At 68.5% G+C, this 17,268-nt stretch carries 8 protein-coding genes and 1 pseudogene; 5 read left to right on the forward strand and 4 right to left on the reverse strand.

Going from position 1 to position 17,268, the window contains the following annotated elements; genetic code table 11:
• Window positions 1–512: 512 nt before the first annotated feature.
• Both IEZ01_RS35810 and IEZ01_RS36160 read left to right on the forward strand, forming a co-directional pair.
• Window positions 513–9,245 (forward strand): RHS repeat-associated core domain-containing protein, encoded by an 8,733-nt coding sequence (locus IEZ01_RS35810; RefSeq protein ID WP_189205531.1) that lies wholly within the window; start codon window positions 513–515, stop codon window positions 9,243–9,245.
• The gene (locus tag IEZ01_RS36160; protein WP_373287709.1) at window positions 9,127–9,636 is read left to right on the forward strand and encodes a DUF5958 family protein; all 510 of its coding nucleotides are present in this window, start codon (window positions 9,127–9,129) and stop codon (window positions 9,634–9,636) included. Before IEZ01_RS35810 ends, IEZ01_RS36160 begins: the two co-directional genes overlap by 119 nt.
• 136 nt (window positions 9,637–9,772) lie before the next feature.
• Here the strand turns inward: IEZ01_RS36160 and IEZ01_RS33620 are convergent, their stop codons facing one another.
• The 4 genes from IEZ01_RS33620 to IEZ01_RS33635 form a co-directional block, all read right to left on the reverse strand.
• The gene (locus IEZ01_RS33620) at window positions 9,773–11,053 is read right to left on the reverse strand and encodes a tyrosine-type recombinase/integrase (RefSeq protein WP_189205533.1); all 1,281 of its coding nucleotides are present in this window, start codon (window positions 11,051–11,053) and stop codon (window positions 9,773–9,775) included.
• Window positions 11,053–11,277, reverse strand: coding sequence for a helix-turn-helix domain-containing protein (locus IEZ01_RS33625; RefSeq protein WP_189205535.1), 225 nt, complete (start codon window positions 11,275–11,277; stop codon window positions 11,053–11,055). Before IEZ01_RS33625 ends, IEZ01_RS33620 begins: the two co-directional genes overlap by 1 nt.
• Window positions 11,277–12,707: a replication initiator gene (locus IEZ01_RS33630; RefSeq protein ID WP_189205537.1), complete on the reverse strand. Its 1,431-nt coding sequence runs from the start codon at window positions 12,705–12,707 to the stop codon at window positions 11,277–11,279. Before IEZ01_RS33630 ends, IEZ01_RS33625 begins: the two co-directional genes overlap by 1 nt.
• Before the next feature lie 150 nt (window positions 12,708–12,857).
• Complete coding sequence (locus IEZ01_RS33635; RefSeq protein ID WP_229833343.1) at window positions 12,858–13,439, reverse strand: hypothetical protein; 582 nt, start codon at window positions 13,437–13,439, stop codon at window positions 12,858–12,860.
• Between IEZ01_RS33635 and IEZ01_RS33640 the strand changes: the two are divergent.
• The 3 genes and pseudogenes from IEZ01_RS33640 to IEZ01_RS33650 form a co-directional block, all read left to right on the forward strand.
• A pseudogene (locus IEZ01_RS33640) lies at window positions 13,369–13,959 on the forward strand (IS3 family transposase); the annotation flags it as partial. The gene IEZ01_RS33635 and the pseudogene IEZ01_RS33640 overlap by 71 nt on opposite strands.
• Before the next feature lie 191 nt (window positions 13,960–14,150).
• Window positions 14,151–15,143 carry a Dyp-type peroxidase gene (locus IEZ01_RS33645; RefSeq protein WP_189205541.1) on the forward strand — a complete coding sequence of 331 codons (993 nt, stop codon included), beginning with the start codon at window positions 14,151–14,153 and terminating at the stop codon, window positions 15,141–15,143.
• 402 nt (window positions 15,144–15,545) lie between these two features.
• The gene (locus IEZ01_RS33650) at window positions 15,546–17,057 is read left to right on the forward strand and encodes a DUF4246 domain-containing protein (protein ID WP_189205539.1); all 1,512 of its coding nucleotides are present in this window, start codon (window positions 15,546–15,548) and stop codon (window positions 17,055–17,057) included.
• Window positions 17,058–17,268: the final 211 nt, after the last annotated feature.

Below are 17,268 nucleotides of genomic sequence, written 5' to 3' on the forward strand. Positions count from 1 at the left end.
ACCCACCCACCCTCAACCCCGGCCCGCCGCCCCTCACTTGACCAACTTGCCCAAACCGCCCGTTCCCTGGGGGAGCGGCCAGGACGACGTGCGCGAGCGGAATGGGCTGGGAGCCAACCGGAATCCCGAGCCGAGCTCATGGCCGTTCTCAGCCTCGTAGTCCCCCGCGGATGGGGACGACCCCCGGCTGCCCGGATCGAGCAACGCCGCCTTCCGCTTGGAACGTGCTCTACCAGCTGACCAGACATGTCCCGCCATACGCCCTGGGTTCCGCCTGTGCCTGAGATCGATGCACCCGCCCCGTCCCATGGCCGCGAAGTGACCGGACGGGTATGAGCCAGTTGTTCGATCTCCCCGCCTGGGCGCGACTCCTCGTGTGTACGTTGTGACGGCTCGCATGGGGAGTGCGGGCTGCGTGGGCCCTGGGGGCCTGCTGAGGTCGCTCGGGGGAGGGCGCGGTGCGCATGCGCGGCGAACGGTTCGGGGCACGTCTGTCCACACGCCGGCGGTCAATGACTGTCGGAACTCTGCTGCTCGCCCTGGCGGCCGGCGCCGTACCGGCCGAAGCCGCGCCACCTCCCGACCCATCCGCCCCACTGTCCGCACCGCCCGGCAGAGCACAGACACCGTCACCGTTACCCAAGGCGGGCCCGAGCAAGCAGCAGGTGAAGGCCGCCGCCGACGCTGCGGCAGCCCCCACCACCAACGACGCCGTCTACGCCTACGACGCGGCCGGACGCCTGGTCGGGGTGAGCGACCCGGACGGGGAGACGGCGCGCTACCGCTACGACGCGGCCGGCAACCGCCTCGGCATCGACCGCTTTCCCTCCAGCGCCCTGTCCGTGCTCTCTCTCGTCCCGGTGAAGGCCGCCCCCGGCGCACAGGTGACACTCTCCGGTACCGGCTTCTCCCCAAGCCCCGCCGCCAACACCGTCTCGTTCGGAGACAAGGCCGCCGAAGTCGTCTCCGCCTCCGCGCATCGCCTGGTGGTGAAGGTGCCGGCCGGATCCGTCGGCGGCAAGGTCAAGGTCACGGTCGCAGGCGCCGAGGCTCAGTCGGCCGAGGCGTTCACGATCGCTCCGTCCGGGCCCTCGGTGACGAAGATGGAACCCACGTCCGGCTCGGCCGGGACCGAAGTCACGCTCACCGGCAGCGGCTTCGCGACAACAGCCACGGACAACGTCGTGCGGTTCGACGGCGATCTGGTCGCCGAAGTAGTTGGCCGCACCGACACCACGCTCACCGTCAAGGTCCCCCCGCGGGCGACCTCCGGACCCGTCGAGGTGACCACCCCGGACGGCACCACAACCACGGCCAACTTCTCGGTCCAGTCGGCCCCCGCCGAGTTCGAAAGCACCGTCGTCACGTCCGTCACCGACGCCGATCCGCCCACGATCGCCGTCACCACTCCCGGCAACAAGGCGCGGATTCTCTTCGACGCGGACCAGGGCGACAACATCAGCTTCGGCTTCACCCAGTCGACGTTCAACGCCGCACTGAACTTGTCGTTGTACGACCCGGAGGGACGGCCGGTCGACAGCGGCTCGATCCCGTCCGCAGGCGGCGACTTCGACGTCCGGTCCCTGCCCCAGTCAGGAAGGTACTCGCTGGTCGTCACACCCGGAGCAGGAAACATCGGCGCGGCCAGAGCCACACTCTCCGCTCCCACCGTGACGGCTCTTGACCTCACCGCGCCCACAGCCAAGACCACGATCGGCCGCCCGGGACAGGATGCCCACTGGACCTTCACCGGTACCCAGGGGCAGACGCTGAGCGTAGGCGTGGGCTCCGCCGGCATGGCCAAGGCAACGTTGTTACGGCTCTACGGGCCCAACGGGGCCGAGATCGCCGACGCTTACCGTCACTTGGCCGCGAAGGCGGCCACCTCCCTCGACATCGACGCCCTGCCCGCGGCCGGCCGGTACACCCTCGTCCTCGACCCGGACGGCGCCGGCACAGGCACGCTCACCGTCACCGGCTCCCCCTACGCCGCCGCCGGCACGATGGACCCTGCCGGCCCGGAAACGAAGCTCGTCATCAGCCGGCCCGGCCAGGACGGACACGTGTCGTTCGCGGGCCAGAGCGGCCAGCGCCTGCGACTGGGACTGAAGGCCGAGACCTTCAAGTCGGGCGTGAAGTTCACCGTGAAGCGACCGGACGGGGCGGTGCTCGACTACGACTACGTCAACACAGGCCTGAACAAGGCCCAGCAGCTTCCCGCGCTGCCGGCCACCGGCACGTACACGGTGGTCATCTCGCCCACCGGAACGGACACCGGATCCCTGACCATGATGCTGTCCCAGACTCTGGGAGTCGCCCAACTGGCCCCCACGGGCGGCCCGGTCACGGTGACCATCGAGCGGCTCGGACAGAACGCCGAGTCCGTATTCCAGGGCACGGCCGGAGAAGACCTCTCACTCGCCGTCACCACCAACGGTTTCCCCACCGCGACGTATGTGAGTGTGATCGCCCCCTCGGGCAAGAAGGTGGTGGACGACAAGTACGTCGGGGCCAGGGCCTCCAGCACCATCAGCATGTCCGGCCTGCCCGAGAGCGGCACCTACAGGGTGCTCGTGGACCCTTACCAGGCAGGCAAGGGCTCGCTGACGCTCACCCTCTCGGCGGACCAGGTCACCCCGCTGACCACGACGAGTGCGCCGACTGCCCTGAACGTCGCCAGGCCGGGCCAGCGGATCCGTGGCACCTTCACCGCGGCCACGGGGGACCACCTGTCCCTGGGGCTGACCACGAACACCTTCAAGCAGACGCTGTACGTCAGGGTCACCGCGCCCTCCGGCGCACGCATCGTCGACGGCAAGACCGTATCGACCGGTGACGCGGCCACCATCGGCCTGTCGAACCTGCCCGAAACCGGCGCCTACACGGCACTGATATACACGGACGAAGCGGGCACGGGCTCGCTGACGCTCACCCTCTCGGCGGACCGAGCGGTGCCCCTGACGACAACGAGCGCGTCCACTGTCCTCACCGTCGCCAGGCCGGGTCAGCGGATCCGTGGCACCTTCACCGCGGCCGAAGGAGACTTCCTGTCCCTGGGCGTGACGGCGAACACGTTCAACAAGACGCTCTACGCCAGCGTGTGGGCTCCCGCCGGAGCCAAGATCGTCGACAGGAAGTACATCTTCTCCGGTGACTCAGGCGCCATCGACCTGCCGGACCTGCCCCAGGCCGGCATCTACACCGTCCTCATCTACACCGACGAGGCCACCACCGGCTCACTGACACTGACCCTCTCCTCAGACACTCGCGTACCCCTGGCCACCGATGCCCCGTCTTCCCCAGCGGCAGCAAGCCGAGCAGGCCAGCGCATCCGGGGGACTTTCACCGCGGCCGCCGGGGACGCACTCTCCCTCGGGCTGACCGCCAACTCCTTCAGCGAGACCGTCCACGTCAGCGTGCTGTCACCCACCGGCACAAGGGTCATCAACAACAGCACCATCTCCGGCGGCAGGTCCGCCACGATCGGGATGGCCCCACTTCCCGAGACAGGGACCTACACCGTCCTCGTCGACGCGGCCAAAGCCGCGACCGGCTCGGTCACCCTGACCCTTTCCAAGGACCTCCAGGCCCAACCTGCCATCGACGGCGCCTCAACGCCGGTGACCATCAGCAGGGCCGGTCAGCGCATCCGCGTCCAGTTCACCGCGCCCGCCACCTCCTCGCTCGGCTTCGCCCTCACCGGCAACACAGTGACCGAGTCCACGCAGATCCGGCTCATCACCCCCGCCGGAGGCACCGGCACCTACCTGACAGCGGCAAGCCCCAAGACCAGCCAGACCACCTATCTCACCGGGCTCACCGCAGGCACCGCCTACACCCTCCTCCTTGCCCCGGACGGCGCGGCAACCGGCGCCATGACGCTATGGCTGTCCACCCCCCGCCAGGCAGGAACCCTCACCAGCACCGCACCCACCGCGGAAGGCACCACCACCAGGCCGGGCCAGGAGCTGCGCTTCACCTACAAGGCCACCGCCGGCTCCGGGACGGTTCTGAAGTTCACCCGAACCCTCCAGGGAAACCTCCGCATCGCGACCGTAGCCCCGGACGCATCAGTCGATGCCGACGCCTCCTACGTCTCCGGCACCACCGGAGAAGTGGACCTGCGCGCCCCCCTCACAGCGGGCACCCACCAGATCCTCGTCCGCCCAGCCCAGACCACCACCGGCACGGTCACCGCCACCCTGGTGCCCGACGCCGACGGCGGCACGCTGAACGCCACCGGCACGAAAAGGCCCGTCGCCCTCACCGCAGCCGCTCAGAACGGCCACTACACCTTCGCCGGAACCAAGGGCGACAAGCTCACGGTCGTCACCGACGCGCCCCCCTTCGCCTGGTACCTGTCCGTCCACGCCCCCGACGGCACATGGCTGACGGACGACCAGTACCTCAGCACCGCCACCGTCACCAAGAACCTGCCCGCCCTGCCGGCCACCGGCACCTACACCCTGACCGTCGACCCCGACGCCCACGCCACCGGCACCCTCAACCTCGGGCTCAAGAAGACCGGAACAGCAGCTCTCCAGACCGCCACATCCAGCACCGCACCCGTCCATAAGAATGCCGACCACCACCCGGTTTCCCACCCTGCCGTGCTGCCCACCGGTGCAGACGCATGGCAGCCCGGCAAGGCCAACCTGGCGGGCCGGGACTGGATCACAACCCGCGGCAAGGCCCCTCAAGCACCGCCCGCGCTGCGCGGCCCGCCCGGAAAGACGGCACTCACCGGCCACGTACTGAAGCTGAACGGCACCCCGCTCGCCAAGGTCACCGTCACCACCGACGGCAGGACCACGCGCACCGACAGCCAGGGACGCTTCCTCCTGCCCGGCATCAGCAAGGACGCCACCACTCTCGTGGTCGACGGCTCCAGCGCGAACACCACCAGCCGCCAGTACGGCCGCTTCGACATCCGCATCCACCCCCAGGACGGACAGACCACGGACCTGGGCTTCCCCGTGTGGATGACCCCGCTGGACACCAAGCACACGGTCAAGTTCGCCGCACCCGCGAAAGCCGACGTGGTGCTGAAGACGCCGAAGATCCCGGGCCTCGAAGTGCGGATCCCCAAGGGCTCCGTCGTCCGCGACGAACGCGGCAAGCCCGTCACCGAGCTCGGCATCACCGCGATCCCGATCGACCGGCCTCCCTTCCCGCTGCCCAGGAACAGCGTGGTGCCCGTCTACTTCACCGTGCAGCCCGGCGGCACCTACGTCTTCCCCAAGGGCGCCCAGATCGTCTACCCGAACTACACCCGCGAAGCCCCCGGCACCCAGGTGGAGTTCCTCGACTACGACCCCAAGAAGAAGGGCTGGTACGTCTACGGGCACGGCACCGTCACACCCGACGGCCGCCAAGTGGTACCCGACGCCAAGACCCGTGTCTGGGCCTTCCACGGCGCCATGTTCAACACCGACGACTGGCTGCCCTGGCTCACCTCCTGGATGCAGGACGCCCTCGACTGGCTCTCCGGCGACCCCGTCGAGCTCTCCACCGGCCTGCTCACCGACACCCGCACCGACCTCGCCGTCTCCGACCCCCTCGGCTCCGCGGAAGCCACCCGCACCTACTGGCAGGCAGACACCCGCAAACGCGCCTTCGGAATCGGCCGCGACCTCATCTACAACGCCTTCCTCCACTCGCAAAAGCAGTACCAGGAAGTCGACCTCTACCTCCCCGGAGGCTCCAAGGTCCACTTCACCCGCACCTCGCCCGGCACCGGCTACATCGACGCCGTCTTCGAACCCCTCGACACCGCAGGCGGCTTCAAGGGCTCGAAGATCCTCAGCAAGGACGGCCAGTGGGAGCTGCGCCTGCGCGACGGAACCGTCTGGGTGTTCCCCCAGTACGCGCCGCTCAAGGAGATCCGAGACCGGCACGGCAACACCACCAAGATCACCCGTCTCGGCGGGCCCAAGGGCGACATCACCCAGCTCACCACCCCGGGCGGCCGATGGGTGGCCTTCGGCTACGACAGCGACCACCGCATCGTCTCCGCCAAGGACAACACCGGCCGCGCCACCGCGTACACCTACGACACCTCAGGCCGGCTCGAGACCGTCACTGACCCGGCAGGCAAGGTCAGCCGCTACACCTATGACGGCACGACCAACCGCATCGCCACCGCCACCGATGCCCGCGGCATCGTCTACATGACCAACACCTTCGACGCGAACGGCCGGGTCAAGGAACAGACCCTCACCGAAGGCCAGAAGTACGCCTTCGAATACACCCAGACCGCCGCCGGGAAGGTCACCTCCTCGACCGTCACCGAGCCCGGGGGAGCGGTACGCCGGGTCGAGTTCGACGCCGACGGCTACGGCATCAAGGACACCCAGGCCCACGGCACCAGCCTGGCCCGCACCACCACATACACCCGCGCCGCCACCAGCCACCGCATCGACGCCGTCACCGACCCCTACGGCCGGCGCACCAAGATCACCTACGACGCCAACGGCCACATCACCTCCACCACCGAACTCGACGGCACACCACAGGCCCGTACCACCGGCACGGCCGTCTTCGACGGCCCCTACGACCAGCCCACCAAGGTCACCGACTCTCTCGGCAACACCACCCTGCTCGGCTACGACGCGAACGGGAACCTGGACACCGTCACCGACCCCGAAGGCCGCGTCACCAAGGCGGACTTCAACTCTTTCGGCCAGCTCACGAGCCTCACCACGGCCGACGGGGCCACCACCCAGTACACCTACCGTCACCACGACCTGCTCGCGGTCAAGGACGCCGAAGGCCGCACGTCCAGCCAGTTCGTCGACGCCGCAGGGCGTCCCACCACCGTCACCGACGCAACAGGCTCAGCCAGCACCGTCGGCTACGACAAGCTCAACCAGCCCCGGACGGTCACCGACCAGCTCGGCCAGGCCCTGAGCCTGGGCTACGACGACAACGGCAACCTCACCACCCTGACCGACGCCCGGGGCAACGCCACCACCTGGACCTACGACCAGGCCGACCGCCCCAAGACAGCCACCGACCCCTACGGCTCCACCGCCGGCTTCGAGTACCACCAGGGCGGCCGGCTCGCCAAGGTCACCAACCGCGTGGGGCAGGTTGCCACCGCCGAGTACGACCTCCTCGGCCGCCCGAAGACCGTGAAGTACGGCGTCGACATCGCAGGACAGGCCGAATCGACCGTCACGTACGCCTACGACGCTGTCGATCTGCCCAAGACCGTCAGCGACACGAAGGCCGGCACCCAGTCCTTCACCTACGACGCCTACGACCGCCCCAAGAGCGTCACCGGCCCGACCGGCACCATCGGCTACGACTACGACGGCGCCGACCGCCGAAGCCAGATGACCGCAGCCGGCGTCACCACGACCTACGGCTACGACAAGTCCAGCATCCTCACCAGCGTCAAGACCGGCACCCAGCACATCGGCTTCGGCCTCGACGCGGTGGGCAGGGAGCAGACCGCGACGCTGCCCAGCGGCATCACCCGCACCACCGGCTACGACAAGACCGGCACGATCAACTCGATCGCCTACACCCGCGGCGAGAGCGCAGTCGGCGACCTCACCTACCTCCGCGACGCCCGAGGCCAGCAGATCCGGCTGACCGGCACCCTGGCCAGCGTCGCCCTCCCCGCAGCCGAGACAGGTTCCGTCTTCGGCAAGGACAACCGCGTCACCACCTTCAACGGCCGCACCTTCACCTACGACAACGAAGGCCAACTGAAGGACGACGGCAAGAACACCTACACCTTCAACCCCCGCGGCCAACTCACCGGCGTGACCAAGAACGGCGGCCCCGCGGCCTCCTTCGGCTACGACCCCCTGGGCACCCGCATCAGCAAGACCCTGGGCGGCGCCACCACCAAGTTCCTCACCGACGCCTCCAACCCCCACATCGAACAGAACAACACCGGCCAGACAACCGCCACCGTCGCCGCCTCCGGCCTCGACCAATACCTCACCCGCACCGAGAACGGCCAGACCCAGACCTACCTCACCGACGCCCTCGGCACCGTCGTCGGCCTCGCCAACCCCGACGGCACCATCGCCACCCGCTACACCTACGACCCCTACGGCCAACCCACCGCAACGGGCGCCGCTTCCACGAACCCCTACACCTTCACCGGCCGCGAGAGTGACGGCACGGGCCTGCTCCACTACCGCAACCGCTACTACGACCCCGAGACCGGCCGCTTCATCTCCCAGGACCCCATCGGCCACGCCGGCGGCACCAACCTCTACCAGTACGCCCTCAGCTCACCCACCACGTACACCGACCCCTCCGGCAACAACCCCCTCCTCATCGGCTGCGTCGGCGGCGGCCTGGCCGAAGGCCTCATGGACTGGGGCATCCAGCGCCTCTCCGGCCGAAAGGTCGACTGGGGCCAGGTCGCGACGTCCGCCGCGATGGGCTGCGCCGCAGGCATGCTCGGTGCCTGGGGCGGTGCCAAGTGGGCGACAGTCGGATGCCGCAACAGCTTCACCGAAGACACCCCGGTCCTCATGGCCGACGGCAGTCACAAGCCCATCAAGAACGTCACAGTCGGCGACCGGGTCCGGGCGACGAACCCGGAAACCGGCGAGACCGGAACGCGCACGGTCACTGCTCTGATCCAGGGCAGCGGAGCCAAGCAACTGGTCGACATCACGACCGACACCTCCCCTCAGACAGGTCCGCTGACCGCGACCACCGACCACCCCTTCTGGGTGCCCTCCCGTGGGCAATGGGCCGACGCCGGAGACCTGAAGGCCGGCCAATGGCTACAGACCAGCACGGGCGTCTGGACCCAGATCACGGCAGTACGCACGAGGACCGGGGCAGGGCCGGTATACAACCTCACCGTCGATGACCTGCATACGTACTATGTGCTGGCGGGGCAGACACCGGTCCTGGTTCACAACTCCAACGGGTGGTGTGGACCTGGCCTGAGAACGGCATCGGAAGCTGGTATCAGCCCGAATGATGCCAAGCGAATTCAGAATGCCGCCGACAAGGCGGGTCAGCCAATCATCGTGGTAGGAAGCCGCGCAAACGGAACCCCTAACCCGACGTCAGACTGGGACTACATCCTGTCTGGCCCGTCCAGAACTCGTCACAGCGTCAAGAATTCGCTGCCAAGAGGGACGGGCGATGGTGAAGGGAGCGGGCGCGGTCGAGACTTCTGGCAAAGCTACAATCCGAACCGCCCAGACTACGCAGAGCTGGATCGGAATAGGCCGTACGTGGTATTCGAGCCCCGGAGCAGGTGAGGACTTGAGAGCGTCAGAGCGCGTCATCAACGAGGTCGCCCAAGGGCTCCGCGCCCTGGACGATGCTGTGGCCTGGTTCTCCTCGTTGGAACAGGCTCAGCAGAAGGCGGTACTGCACGAGGTTATTCGTTACGCCATGCAGGCCCATGCAACGGTGAACGACGCGCGTGAGGGGCTACTGCGATCAGGCGTCAAGCCGACCATGACCCCGGCAGTGCTGATTGTCCGGGAACCGATTCTCGAACAGATGGGGAAGATCATAAATCTGCCCCCCGGTGAGTACGTGAAAGCATTTCGCGTCCTCGTGTCTACGTTCGCAGTAGCTGACACGCGACGAAGAGAAACGGAGTGCCGAGGAACTTGTAGCCACGCCTGGCACAACCTGTCGTAAGCGCCGACGCCACCGGCGCACCGAGGGGTAGATTTCCGAGGGTTTCAGAGTTCACTTGGGCGCACATTGGGAGCCCCCGCCGAGTCGGTAATCGGCGGGGGCTCTCGGGCGTTTGACGGCAACGCTGACGGCAACGTCAGCGGACGACGGCTGCGGCGGGTGGGTCTTCGGGTTCGTCGTCGGTCCGGCCGAGGGCGTTGCCGAGGGTGTCGATGGCTTGGCGTTGGAGGCGGAGCCGGACGTGGGCGTAGACGCCGGCGGTGACGCCGATGTGGGCGTGCCCGAGGAGTTCCTTGATCACGACAAGGTCGACGCCCTGTTCCAAGAGCAGGGTGGCGGTCGAGTGCCGGAGATCGTGAAAGCGGATGCGGCGGAGCCCTGCCCGGTTGAGAAGCCGGCCGAAGCGGCGGGTGAGATTGGTGGGGTCGAGGGGGCTTCCAGCCGGGGTGGTGAAGACGAGCCCGCTGTCCGTCCAGCCCGTCCCAACTGCTCGACGTTCGTCCTGCTGTTGTTCCCGGTGGCGCTTCAGCGAGTGGATGCACTCGGTGGGGAGGGCGATGCGGCGTTCGGAGGCTCGGGTCTTGGTGTGCAGGGTGGTCAGGCCGCCGGTGCGGGTGCGCTGGAGGGAGCGGTGGATGCTGGCCGTGCCGCCGTCGAGGTTGAGGTCTTCCCAGCGCAGGCCGAGGAGTTCGCCCTTGCGGAGGCCGGTGCGCAGGGCGAGTTCGTACAGCGCGTGCAGCCGGTCACCGCTGGCGGCCTGGAGGAACTGCCGGGCCTCAGCCGCGGTAAGGGGCTGGAAGCGCCTCGTGCGCGGCGCGGCGGTCTTGACGTTCCGGGCCACGTTGCGCGGCAGTTCGTCCTCGCGGACGGCGTGCTCCAAGGCCGACTTGAGGACCGAGTGGACGTAGGTCACGGTCAGCGGCGACAGCGTCTTGCCGCAGCACTGACCGACGGCGCAGCACGACCGCCGGGCCGCGTCCCGTTCGTGGATGCAGCACTGGCAGGTGGTGCGGAGCCCGTCGAGGAAGGCGCGTACGTCGCGGGCGGTGAGCCGCGCGAGCTTCTTCTTGCCGAGCCCGGGGATGAGGTGGAGACGGATGGAGGCCGCGTAGCGGGTGTGGGTGTTCTCCCGCAGGTGGTGAACGGCGACGCCGTCCAGCCAGTACGTGAGATAGGCGCTCACGGTGCTGTCGGCTGCGGCGATGGGGAGGCCGCGGTTGCTGGCGGCGATCTTCTCGGTGAGTTTGGCGAGGGCTTCCTTGCGGGTGGTGCCGTAGACGCGGACGCGGCGGCGGGTGTTGCCGGGGGCAAGGACGTATCCGGCGGCTTCCCAGCGGCCGTCCTTGCGCTGGTAGACGGTTCCGTCGCCGTTGGCGCGGACGCGGCGGGAGGCGGGGGTGTCGCGGGGCGTGGTCATCAGGCGGCTTCCTGTTCGAGGCGGGTGCGGATGAACTCGGTGAGCGCGCGGGTGGGGATACGGCGGGCGCGGCCGAGGGTGATCGAGGCGAGCTGGCCGCTGCGGAGCAGGTCGTAGACGGCGGAGCGGCCGAGCTGGAGGCGGGCCATCACCTGGGGCACCGTCAGCAGCTCCAGCGCCGGGACCACCTCCGTGCGAAGGACGGTGGGCAGGGGCGAGATCATCAGCAGCCCCCTTCCGCGATGAACTGCCGTTCCAGTTCCTTGCGGTGCCATACGCCGGCCGCGAGGAGGGCTGCGCCGGGGCTGTAACCCGAGCCCAGGTAGTCCCAGTGGCCAACGACGAGCGTGGTGGTTGGGTCGGACTCGGGCTGGTCGGCGTGGGCGTGGGCCTGTTCGGTGCGCCAGGTGCGGCGGGCATCGCGCAGCGCGCCGAGAGTGGTCGAGTAGCTGCGGGACTTGGTGGAGAAGTGGCCCCGGAAGCCGAGCATGTGCGCCCACTTCCAGAGCTTGAGGTGGGCGAACTCAGGCAGCTTTCCCAGCTCCCAGCAGGTGCGGATCATCTGTCGCACGTGCCGGGCGACGGGGAGCCGGGACAGCAGCCGGGCCTGCCCGGTGCCGTCGCAGGCGGTGCAGGGGAGCGGGGTTCCGTGGGGTAGGAGGGTGGCGCCGCGTCCCTGGCAGGGGCGGCAGTACAGGGCGCGGTCGAGGGTGCCGGAGGCGTCGGCGGACTTGGTGGCGTACTTGGCCACGTAGGCGGCCACCGCCTGGTCGGTGAGTTCGCTGTCGGTGCCGAAGGCGGCGATCTCGCGTACGTCGAGCTGCTGGCCCCAGGAGAGTTCGCGTTCCCCGATCGCGTCCGAGGTGACCGAGATGCGGGCGCGTGGTGCGGCGGAGCGGATGGCGTCGGTGAGTACGGCGGCGGTGGCGTAGGACGGTGGGGGCTGGGTGTTGCCGTCCGGGCCGTCGAGGCGGATCACGGCGTGGAAGTGGACCAGGCCGCGCTTCTGGTACTCGGCGACCTTGGCGAAGGACACCCGAAACACCGCGCGGGCAGCCTTCTGCGTTATGCCGAGCCGGGTGGCGAGCTCCCGCCGCAGGTAGATCGCGAAGCGGGCCCACAAGGCTCCGGCGTGGGCGTTGAAGAGGACCGCGCCGACGTAGTCGTACGTCGCCGGATTGAGCGGCGTACCGAGCAGCGCGTCTGTGGGTTCGTGCCGGGTTCCGCAGCGGCAGGGCCGGGCGTCGGGGCGGTTGTGGACGGGTCCGAAGGAGGGGGCGGTGAGGGTGGCGAACACGCGGGGGTGTGTACGGACGGTGTCGGGGACGGTCTTGCCGCCGGAGAGGCCGGCGCGGATGAGGTGGTAGGTGTCGGCGGCGTAGAGGTGAGAGCAGGCCGGGCAGCGTGAGGCGCGGCGGTTGCCGCACGCGCTGAGCAAGCTGCCGGTGGGCTCGTCGGAGGAGGTGTAAGAGCGCAGTACCTCACCGGTCGTGGTGTCGACGGTGGCGGTGCGGCCGGTCAGGCGGACGGGTTCGGTGCAGCCGCCGAGGTGTTCGATCTGCTGCTGTGCGCGGTCGAAGTCGGGGTGGTTGACGAGGTGGAGCAGGTCCCGCACGGCGGGGCTTGCCACGTGGCGCAGGTCCAGGGTGACCATTTGGGGCGTGTCCCTTCTGTCGGGGTGGGGCCCGAGCAGCAACCGGCCGTGACTGTGGGCGTGTTGGTGCTGCTCGGGGCATGACGAACCAGGCCCATCGGGTGGGCGTGGATTCGAGGGAGGGGTGATCCGGCCGGTGGCCGGGGTGGCTCAGAGCTGAGCGAGAACGGCGGTGGCCATCGGCAGGGCGACGCCCATGCGGGTTGCGAGCCGGGTGGCGGAGATCGGTGCCCCGTGTTCGGCGTGGTGGGCGTCCGCGATGCGCCGGGCCGCACTCAACAGCGGGGCGGGCAGGGCCGGGCGGGAGCCGGTGGCAGGAGCCTTGGTGACGGCCGGGGCGGACTCGGGGACCTCGATCACGGGAGGCACTTCGGCCGGAGGTGGCGCAGGTGTCGCGGTGGGGACCGGTTCAGGGGCCGGGGGCGCGATCTTGCGAGCGGGTGCCGTGGTGGGCATCGGCTCAGCGATGTTGGTCGTGGTGGTGTCCTCCCGGTGTGTGGTGGTGTGGAAGTGGGCGAGGAAGGCGGGGCCGACGTGGCCCCAGCCCAGGAGCAGGAGCGGGGCGACGGTGTCCAGACAGGCCCGGCCGTAGCGTCCGGGCAGCAGGGGTTCGGCGGTGTTCAGGGCGAGGGTGAGCAGCCCGCACAGGTGCAGCAGGCGGGTGTTCGGGAAGAAGCGCGGCCGGGGTAAGAAGGCCGGCCCGCCGGTGCACGACGATCTCGTGAGCCGCAACTTCACCGCGAGTGGCCCGAACCGGGTGTGGCTCGCCGACATCACCGAACATGTCACCGGCGACGGCAAGCTGTATCTCTGCGCGATCAAGGATGTCTTCAGCAACAGGATCGTGGGCTACTCCATCGACGCGCGGATGAAGTCCCGCCTGGCGGTGAGGGCACTGGACAACGCCGTGGCCCGGCGCGAGCACGTCGACGGATGCATCCTGCACAGCGATCGCGGCTCGCAATTCCGGTCCCGGAAGTTCGTCCGGGCGCTCGACCGCCACCGCATGGCCGGATCGATAGGGAGAGCCGGGGCGGCCGGCGACAACGCGGCCATGGAGTCCTTCTTCAGCCTGCTGCAGAAGAACGTCCTCGACCGCCGACGCTAGGCCACCCGCGAGGAACTCCGGATCGCCATCGTGACCTGGATCGAGCGGACCTACCACCGACGCCGCCGACAAGCCGCACTCGGCCGCCTGACCCCCGTCGAATTCGAGACCGTCATGACCACACCGACCCTCCAAGCCGCGTGACCCAACCTGTCACCCGAACCTGCACCAGACCCGTCCTGTCCCTGCCGACTGATAGACCATTTACGGGACATCCCTTAGTTGGGTGCGGTAGACGCTTTGGAGGAAAAATGGATCGGCTGAGTCGGCGAACCGTGCTGATGGGTGGCTCGATGGGTGCTGCCGTCGTTCTGGCGGCGGCCGTGCCTGCGGCGATGTCGCCGTTCCGGGACGATCCGAGGAACTCAACCAGCATCGTTCCCGCCTTGATCGCCCCAACGGCTGCGCCTGGTCAAGTCACCTTCCTGGCAATGGATGTGAACGGTCGGCGACAGGGCTCGGCAGCTCCGGTCCGCCGTTTGCGAGCAGCACTGAGTGATGCCCTCCTCCCAGATGACGGCTGTGCAGCCCTCGCCATAGGACACAGCCTTTTATCCCCGTCGAATCGTCCGCGGCTTCTGGGCGCCATGCCCTCGTTCCCCGGTGACCTCCTGGACGGCGCACACTCACACGGGGACGTACTGCTCCAGGTGGCCGCCCATTCAAAGGCCTCGGTGCGCCAGGCGGTCGAGAGGGTCCTCGAAGCATCTGCCGACTGGCGTGTGCGGTGGCGGATCGACGGATTCCGTGCAGACGGCCGTGCAGACGGAGGCCGAGCCCTGTCCCGTAATCCGTTCCACTTCACCGAGGGGTTCGGGAACCCCGGCAGCGAGCGTGAGACCGCCGACCGTGCCCTCGTACGTGCCGACCAGGGTGAGCCGGCATGGGCCGTCGGCGGCTCCTATCAAGTAGTGCGGATAGTCAGGCTCGCGACGGAACTGTGGGACAAGGACTCGGTCGAAGAGCAGGAGGACATCATCGGTCGGCGCCGCGACGGCCGATGGCTCGACGGAACCCCGATACGCGAGGAGCCGAACTTCGCCGCCGACCCGGCAGGGAAGCTGACGCCGCTGGATTCCCATGTGCGTCTCGCGGCCCCGGACCGGCGAAACCCGCCCCCGATCGTGCGCCGCAGCTACAGCTATGACCGAGGTGACGGCGACACCGGTCTGATCTTCTCCTGCTTCCAGCGGGACCTGGCGAAGGGCTTCGAAGCCGTCCAGAAGCGACTCGAAGGAGAAGCCATGGCCAAGTACCTCCTGACGACCGGAGGCGGCTACTACTTCGTGCCCCCGCCCGGAGACGAATGGATCAAAGCCCTCACATGAAGCTCCAGCTGCGGGAGGGGGAGTTGACCTGGCTGTCTGAGCCCAGGCTCTTGAAGACCCGGTTGACACTGCACGAAAGGCCACCCTGGGCGGCGTCGAAGACCCTAAGGCACTCGCGGGCACATCGTGCCCGCCCCGGCGCCCACCTCGCGCCGGAGGGGCCGCCTTCAGGGAACACCCCAGCCCGGCCGGAAACCCCTCCAGCATCTCCCACGCCCCGTCATCGAAGAGCGCGAGCCCGCAGGGAAGTTCCGGTCGAAGGAACGGACCTCTCACGCCGCACGCTCCTTGGCCGCAGGCCACCCCGCTCCCGGATCGGCGACGGCGGGCACCACGGCTGCGCTGTCAGTCGGCTGAAGTATCCTTCCCGCCACCGCACACCGACTCGAAGGACCCAGCAACTTGACCGGCCTGTCTGCCTTCCCGCTGCCCTTTCAAGCTTCCCGTTCCATATCGTTCGCGACCCCCCGAACACTGCGGGAACTTGAGATGATCCAGTGCAGCGCACACATCCGGGAAAAGCCGGGCTGGTTCGACAAGATGCACGATGCCGGCATCGTGGCCCGGTGGACGCAAGAAGCCCTCGCCCAGGGCCTCACCGAAGCGCAGGTGCGCTACGTGCTCGCCGAACTCCAGCATTACGCCGCGCTGCGGGATGCCTCAACCGGCATCGAGGTGTCCGCCGTCGACGGCGTGTGGCACTCCGACACCCTGATCGACGGCGAGCTCGGCTCCCGCCTGCGCGAGGCGGTCCGGGTCCTGGAAGACGTACCCGAAGCGGAGCGGGACTGGCATCCCGGATCCGACGGCCAGGTGCTGGATCTGGTGCATCCCTCGCTGTTCTGCCTGGTGCGAGAGGTCAGCGGCGCGCCCGAGCGGGCGTGGCAGAACCCGGCGGAGCGCCACTACGCGAAGTACGAATTCTCCGAGCAGTTCCAGTGGCTGCCCACGGACGCCGACGTCAGTGACGACGGCACGGTCGCCTTCCGTTCGTACGTCAACAACGTCCACCCCGACACTCACCGCGAACTGGCCGCCGTCCTGCCGGAATTGTTCGCGCGCTTCCGCCCGCTGCTGGAGAACGTGCTCACCGATCTGCGCCATCCGCGGCCCCTGCGGATCGAGCCCGATCCTTTCGGGTGGTACGACTCCGAGCCGCAGCACCCGGACGAATCCTCCTTCAGTGATGAGGAGGCCTACGACGAAGCGGTCAGTGCCTATGAAGCGGCCCAGGACGACTGGTGGGACAACCGCCGCCCGGTCATCCCGGACGCCCCCGACTTCACCGCGCCCGAGGTGCCCGACGAATCCGCCCGGGTCGACCTGCGCGGCCGCCGTCTGCAGGTCATCGTCAAGCTCGCCACCATTCATCTCACCCCGGACAAGCCCGAGTACGCGGGCGGTTCCTGGCATGTCGAGGGGATGCTGAACGAGCGGATCGTCTCGACCGGCATCTATTACTTCGACAGCGAGAACATCACCGACAGCCGGCTGAGTTTCCGGGCGGCACTCGACGACCCGTACTACGAGCAGAACGACGACAACGGTGTACGTGACGTCTACGGCCTGGAGAACGAAGACGCACTGAACCAGGTGCTGGGATCGGCGCCGACCCCGGCCGGCCGCTGCCTGGCGTTCCCCAACATCCTGCAGCACCGCGTCGGCTCATTCCGACTTCAGGACCCCACCCGCCCGGGACACCGCGAAATTCTCGCGTTCTTCCTGGTCGACCCGGAGGAAACGATCGTGTCGACCTCCGATGTGCCGCCGCAGCAGCCATGGTCCGACACCTCGACCATGACCCTCGAAGAGGCCAAGAGCTACCGCGAACAACTCATGAAGGAACGCAAGTTCTTCGTCGCCGAACACAACGAGCAGCTCTACGAACGGGAATTCTCCCTCTGCGAGCACTGACCCTCTGCTCTCGCGCGGGCGAGGGCGCCGGTGCGGCGGGAGCCCGGGGTGCTGCTCGGGTCCCGGCCGGCCCGCCGCGCTCCTCGGGACGCCGTCGCCGTAGAGCAGGTGCTGACGGCGCCCCTGGGCCGCACCGGATGCTGTTGGCGAATTCGGGGGCTCGCGTGACGTCGGCCTTCAAGACCTGGTTGTGGTCTTGAAGGCCGACGTT

This window comes from Streptomyces purpureus (assembly GCF_014648195.1).
GTDB classification, from domain to species: Bacteria; Actinomycetota; Actinomycetes; order Streptomycetales; family Streptomycetaceae; genus Streptomyces; species Streptomyces purpureus.

What these genes read in the sequence shown, in the direction of transcription:
- IEZ01_RS33625 (WP_189205535.1), bottom strand. Translation starts at nt 11,277, where the DNA reads ATGATCTCGCCCCTGCCCACCGTCCTTCGCACGGAGGTGGTCCCGGCG.
- IEZ01_RS33620 (WP_189205533.1), bottom strand. Translation starts at nt 11,053, where the DNA reads ATGACCACGCCCCGCGACACCCCCGCCTCCCGCCGCGTCCGCGCCAAC.
- IEZ01_RS33630 (WP_189205537.1), bottom strand. Translation starts at nt 12,707, where the DNA reads ATGGTCACCCTGGACCTGCGCCACGTGGCAAGCCCCGCCGTGCGGGAC.
- IEZ01_RS36160 (WP_373287709.1), top strand. Translation starts at nt 9,127, where the DNA reads ATGGTGAAGGGAGCGGGCGCGGTCGAGACTTCTGGCAAAGCTACAATC.
- IEZ01_RS35810 (WP_189205531.1), top strand. Translation starts at nt 513, where the DNA reads ATGACTGTCGGAACTCTGCTGCTCGCCCTGGCGGCCGGCGCCGTACCG.
- IEZ01_RS33645 (WP_189205541.1), top strand. Translation starts at nt 14,151, where the DNA reads ATGTCGCCGTTCCGGGACGATCCGAGGAACTCAACCAGCATCGTTCCC.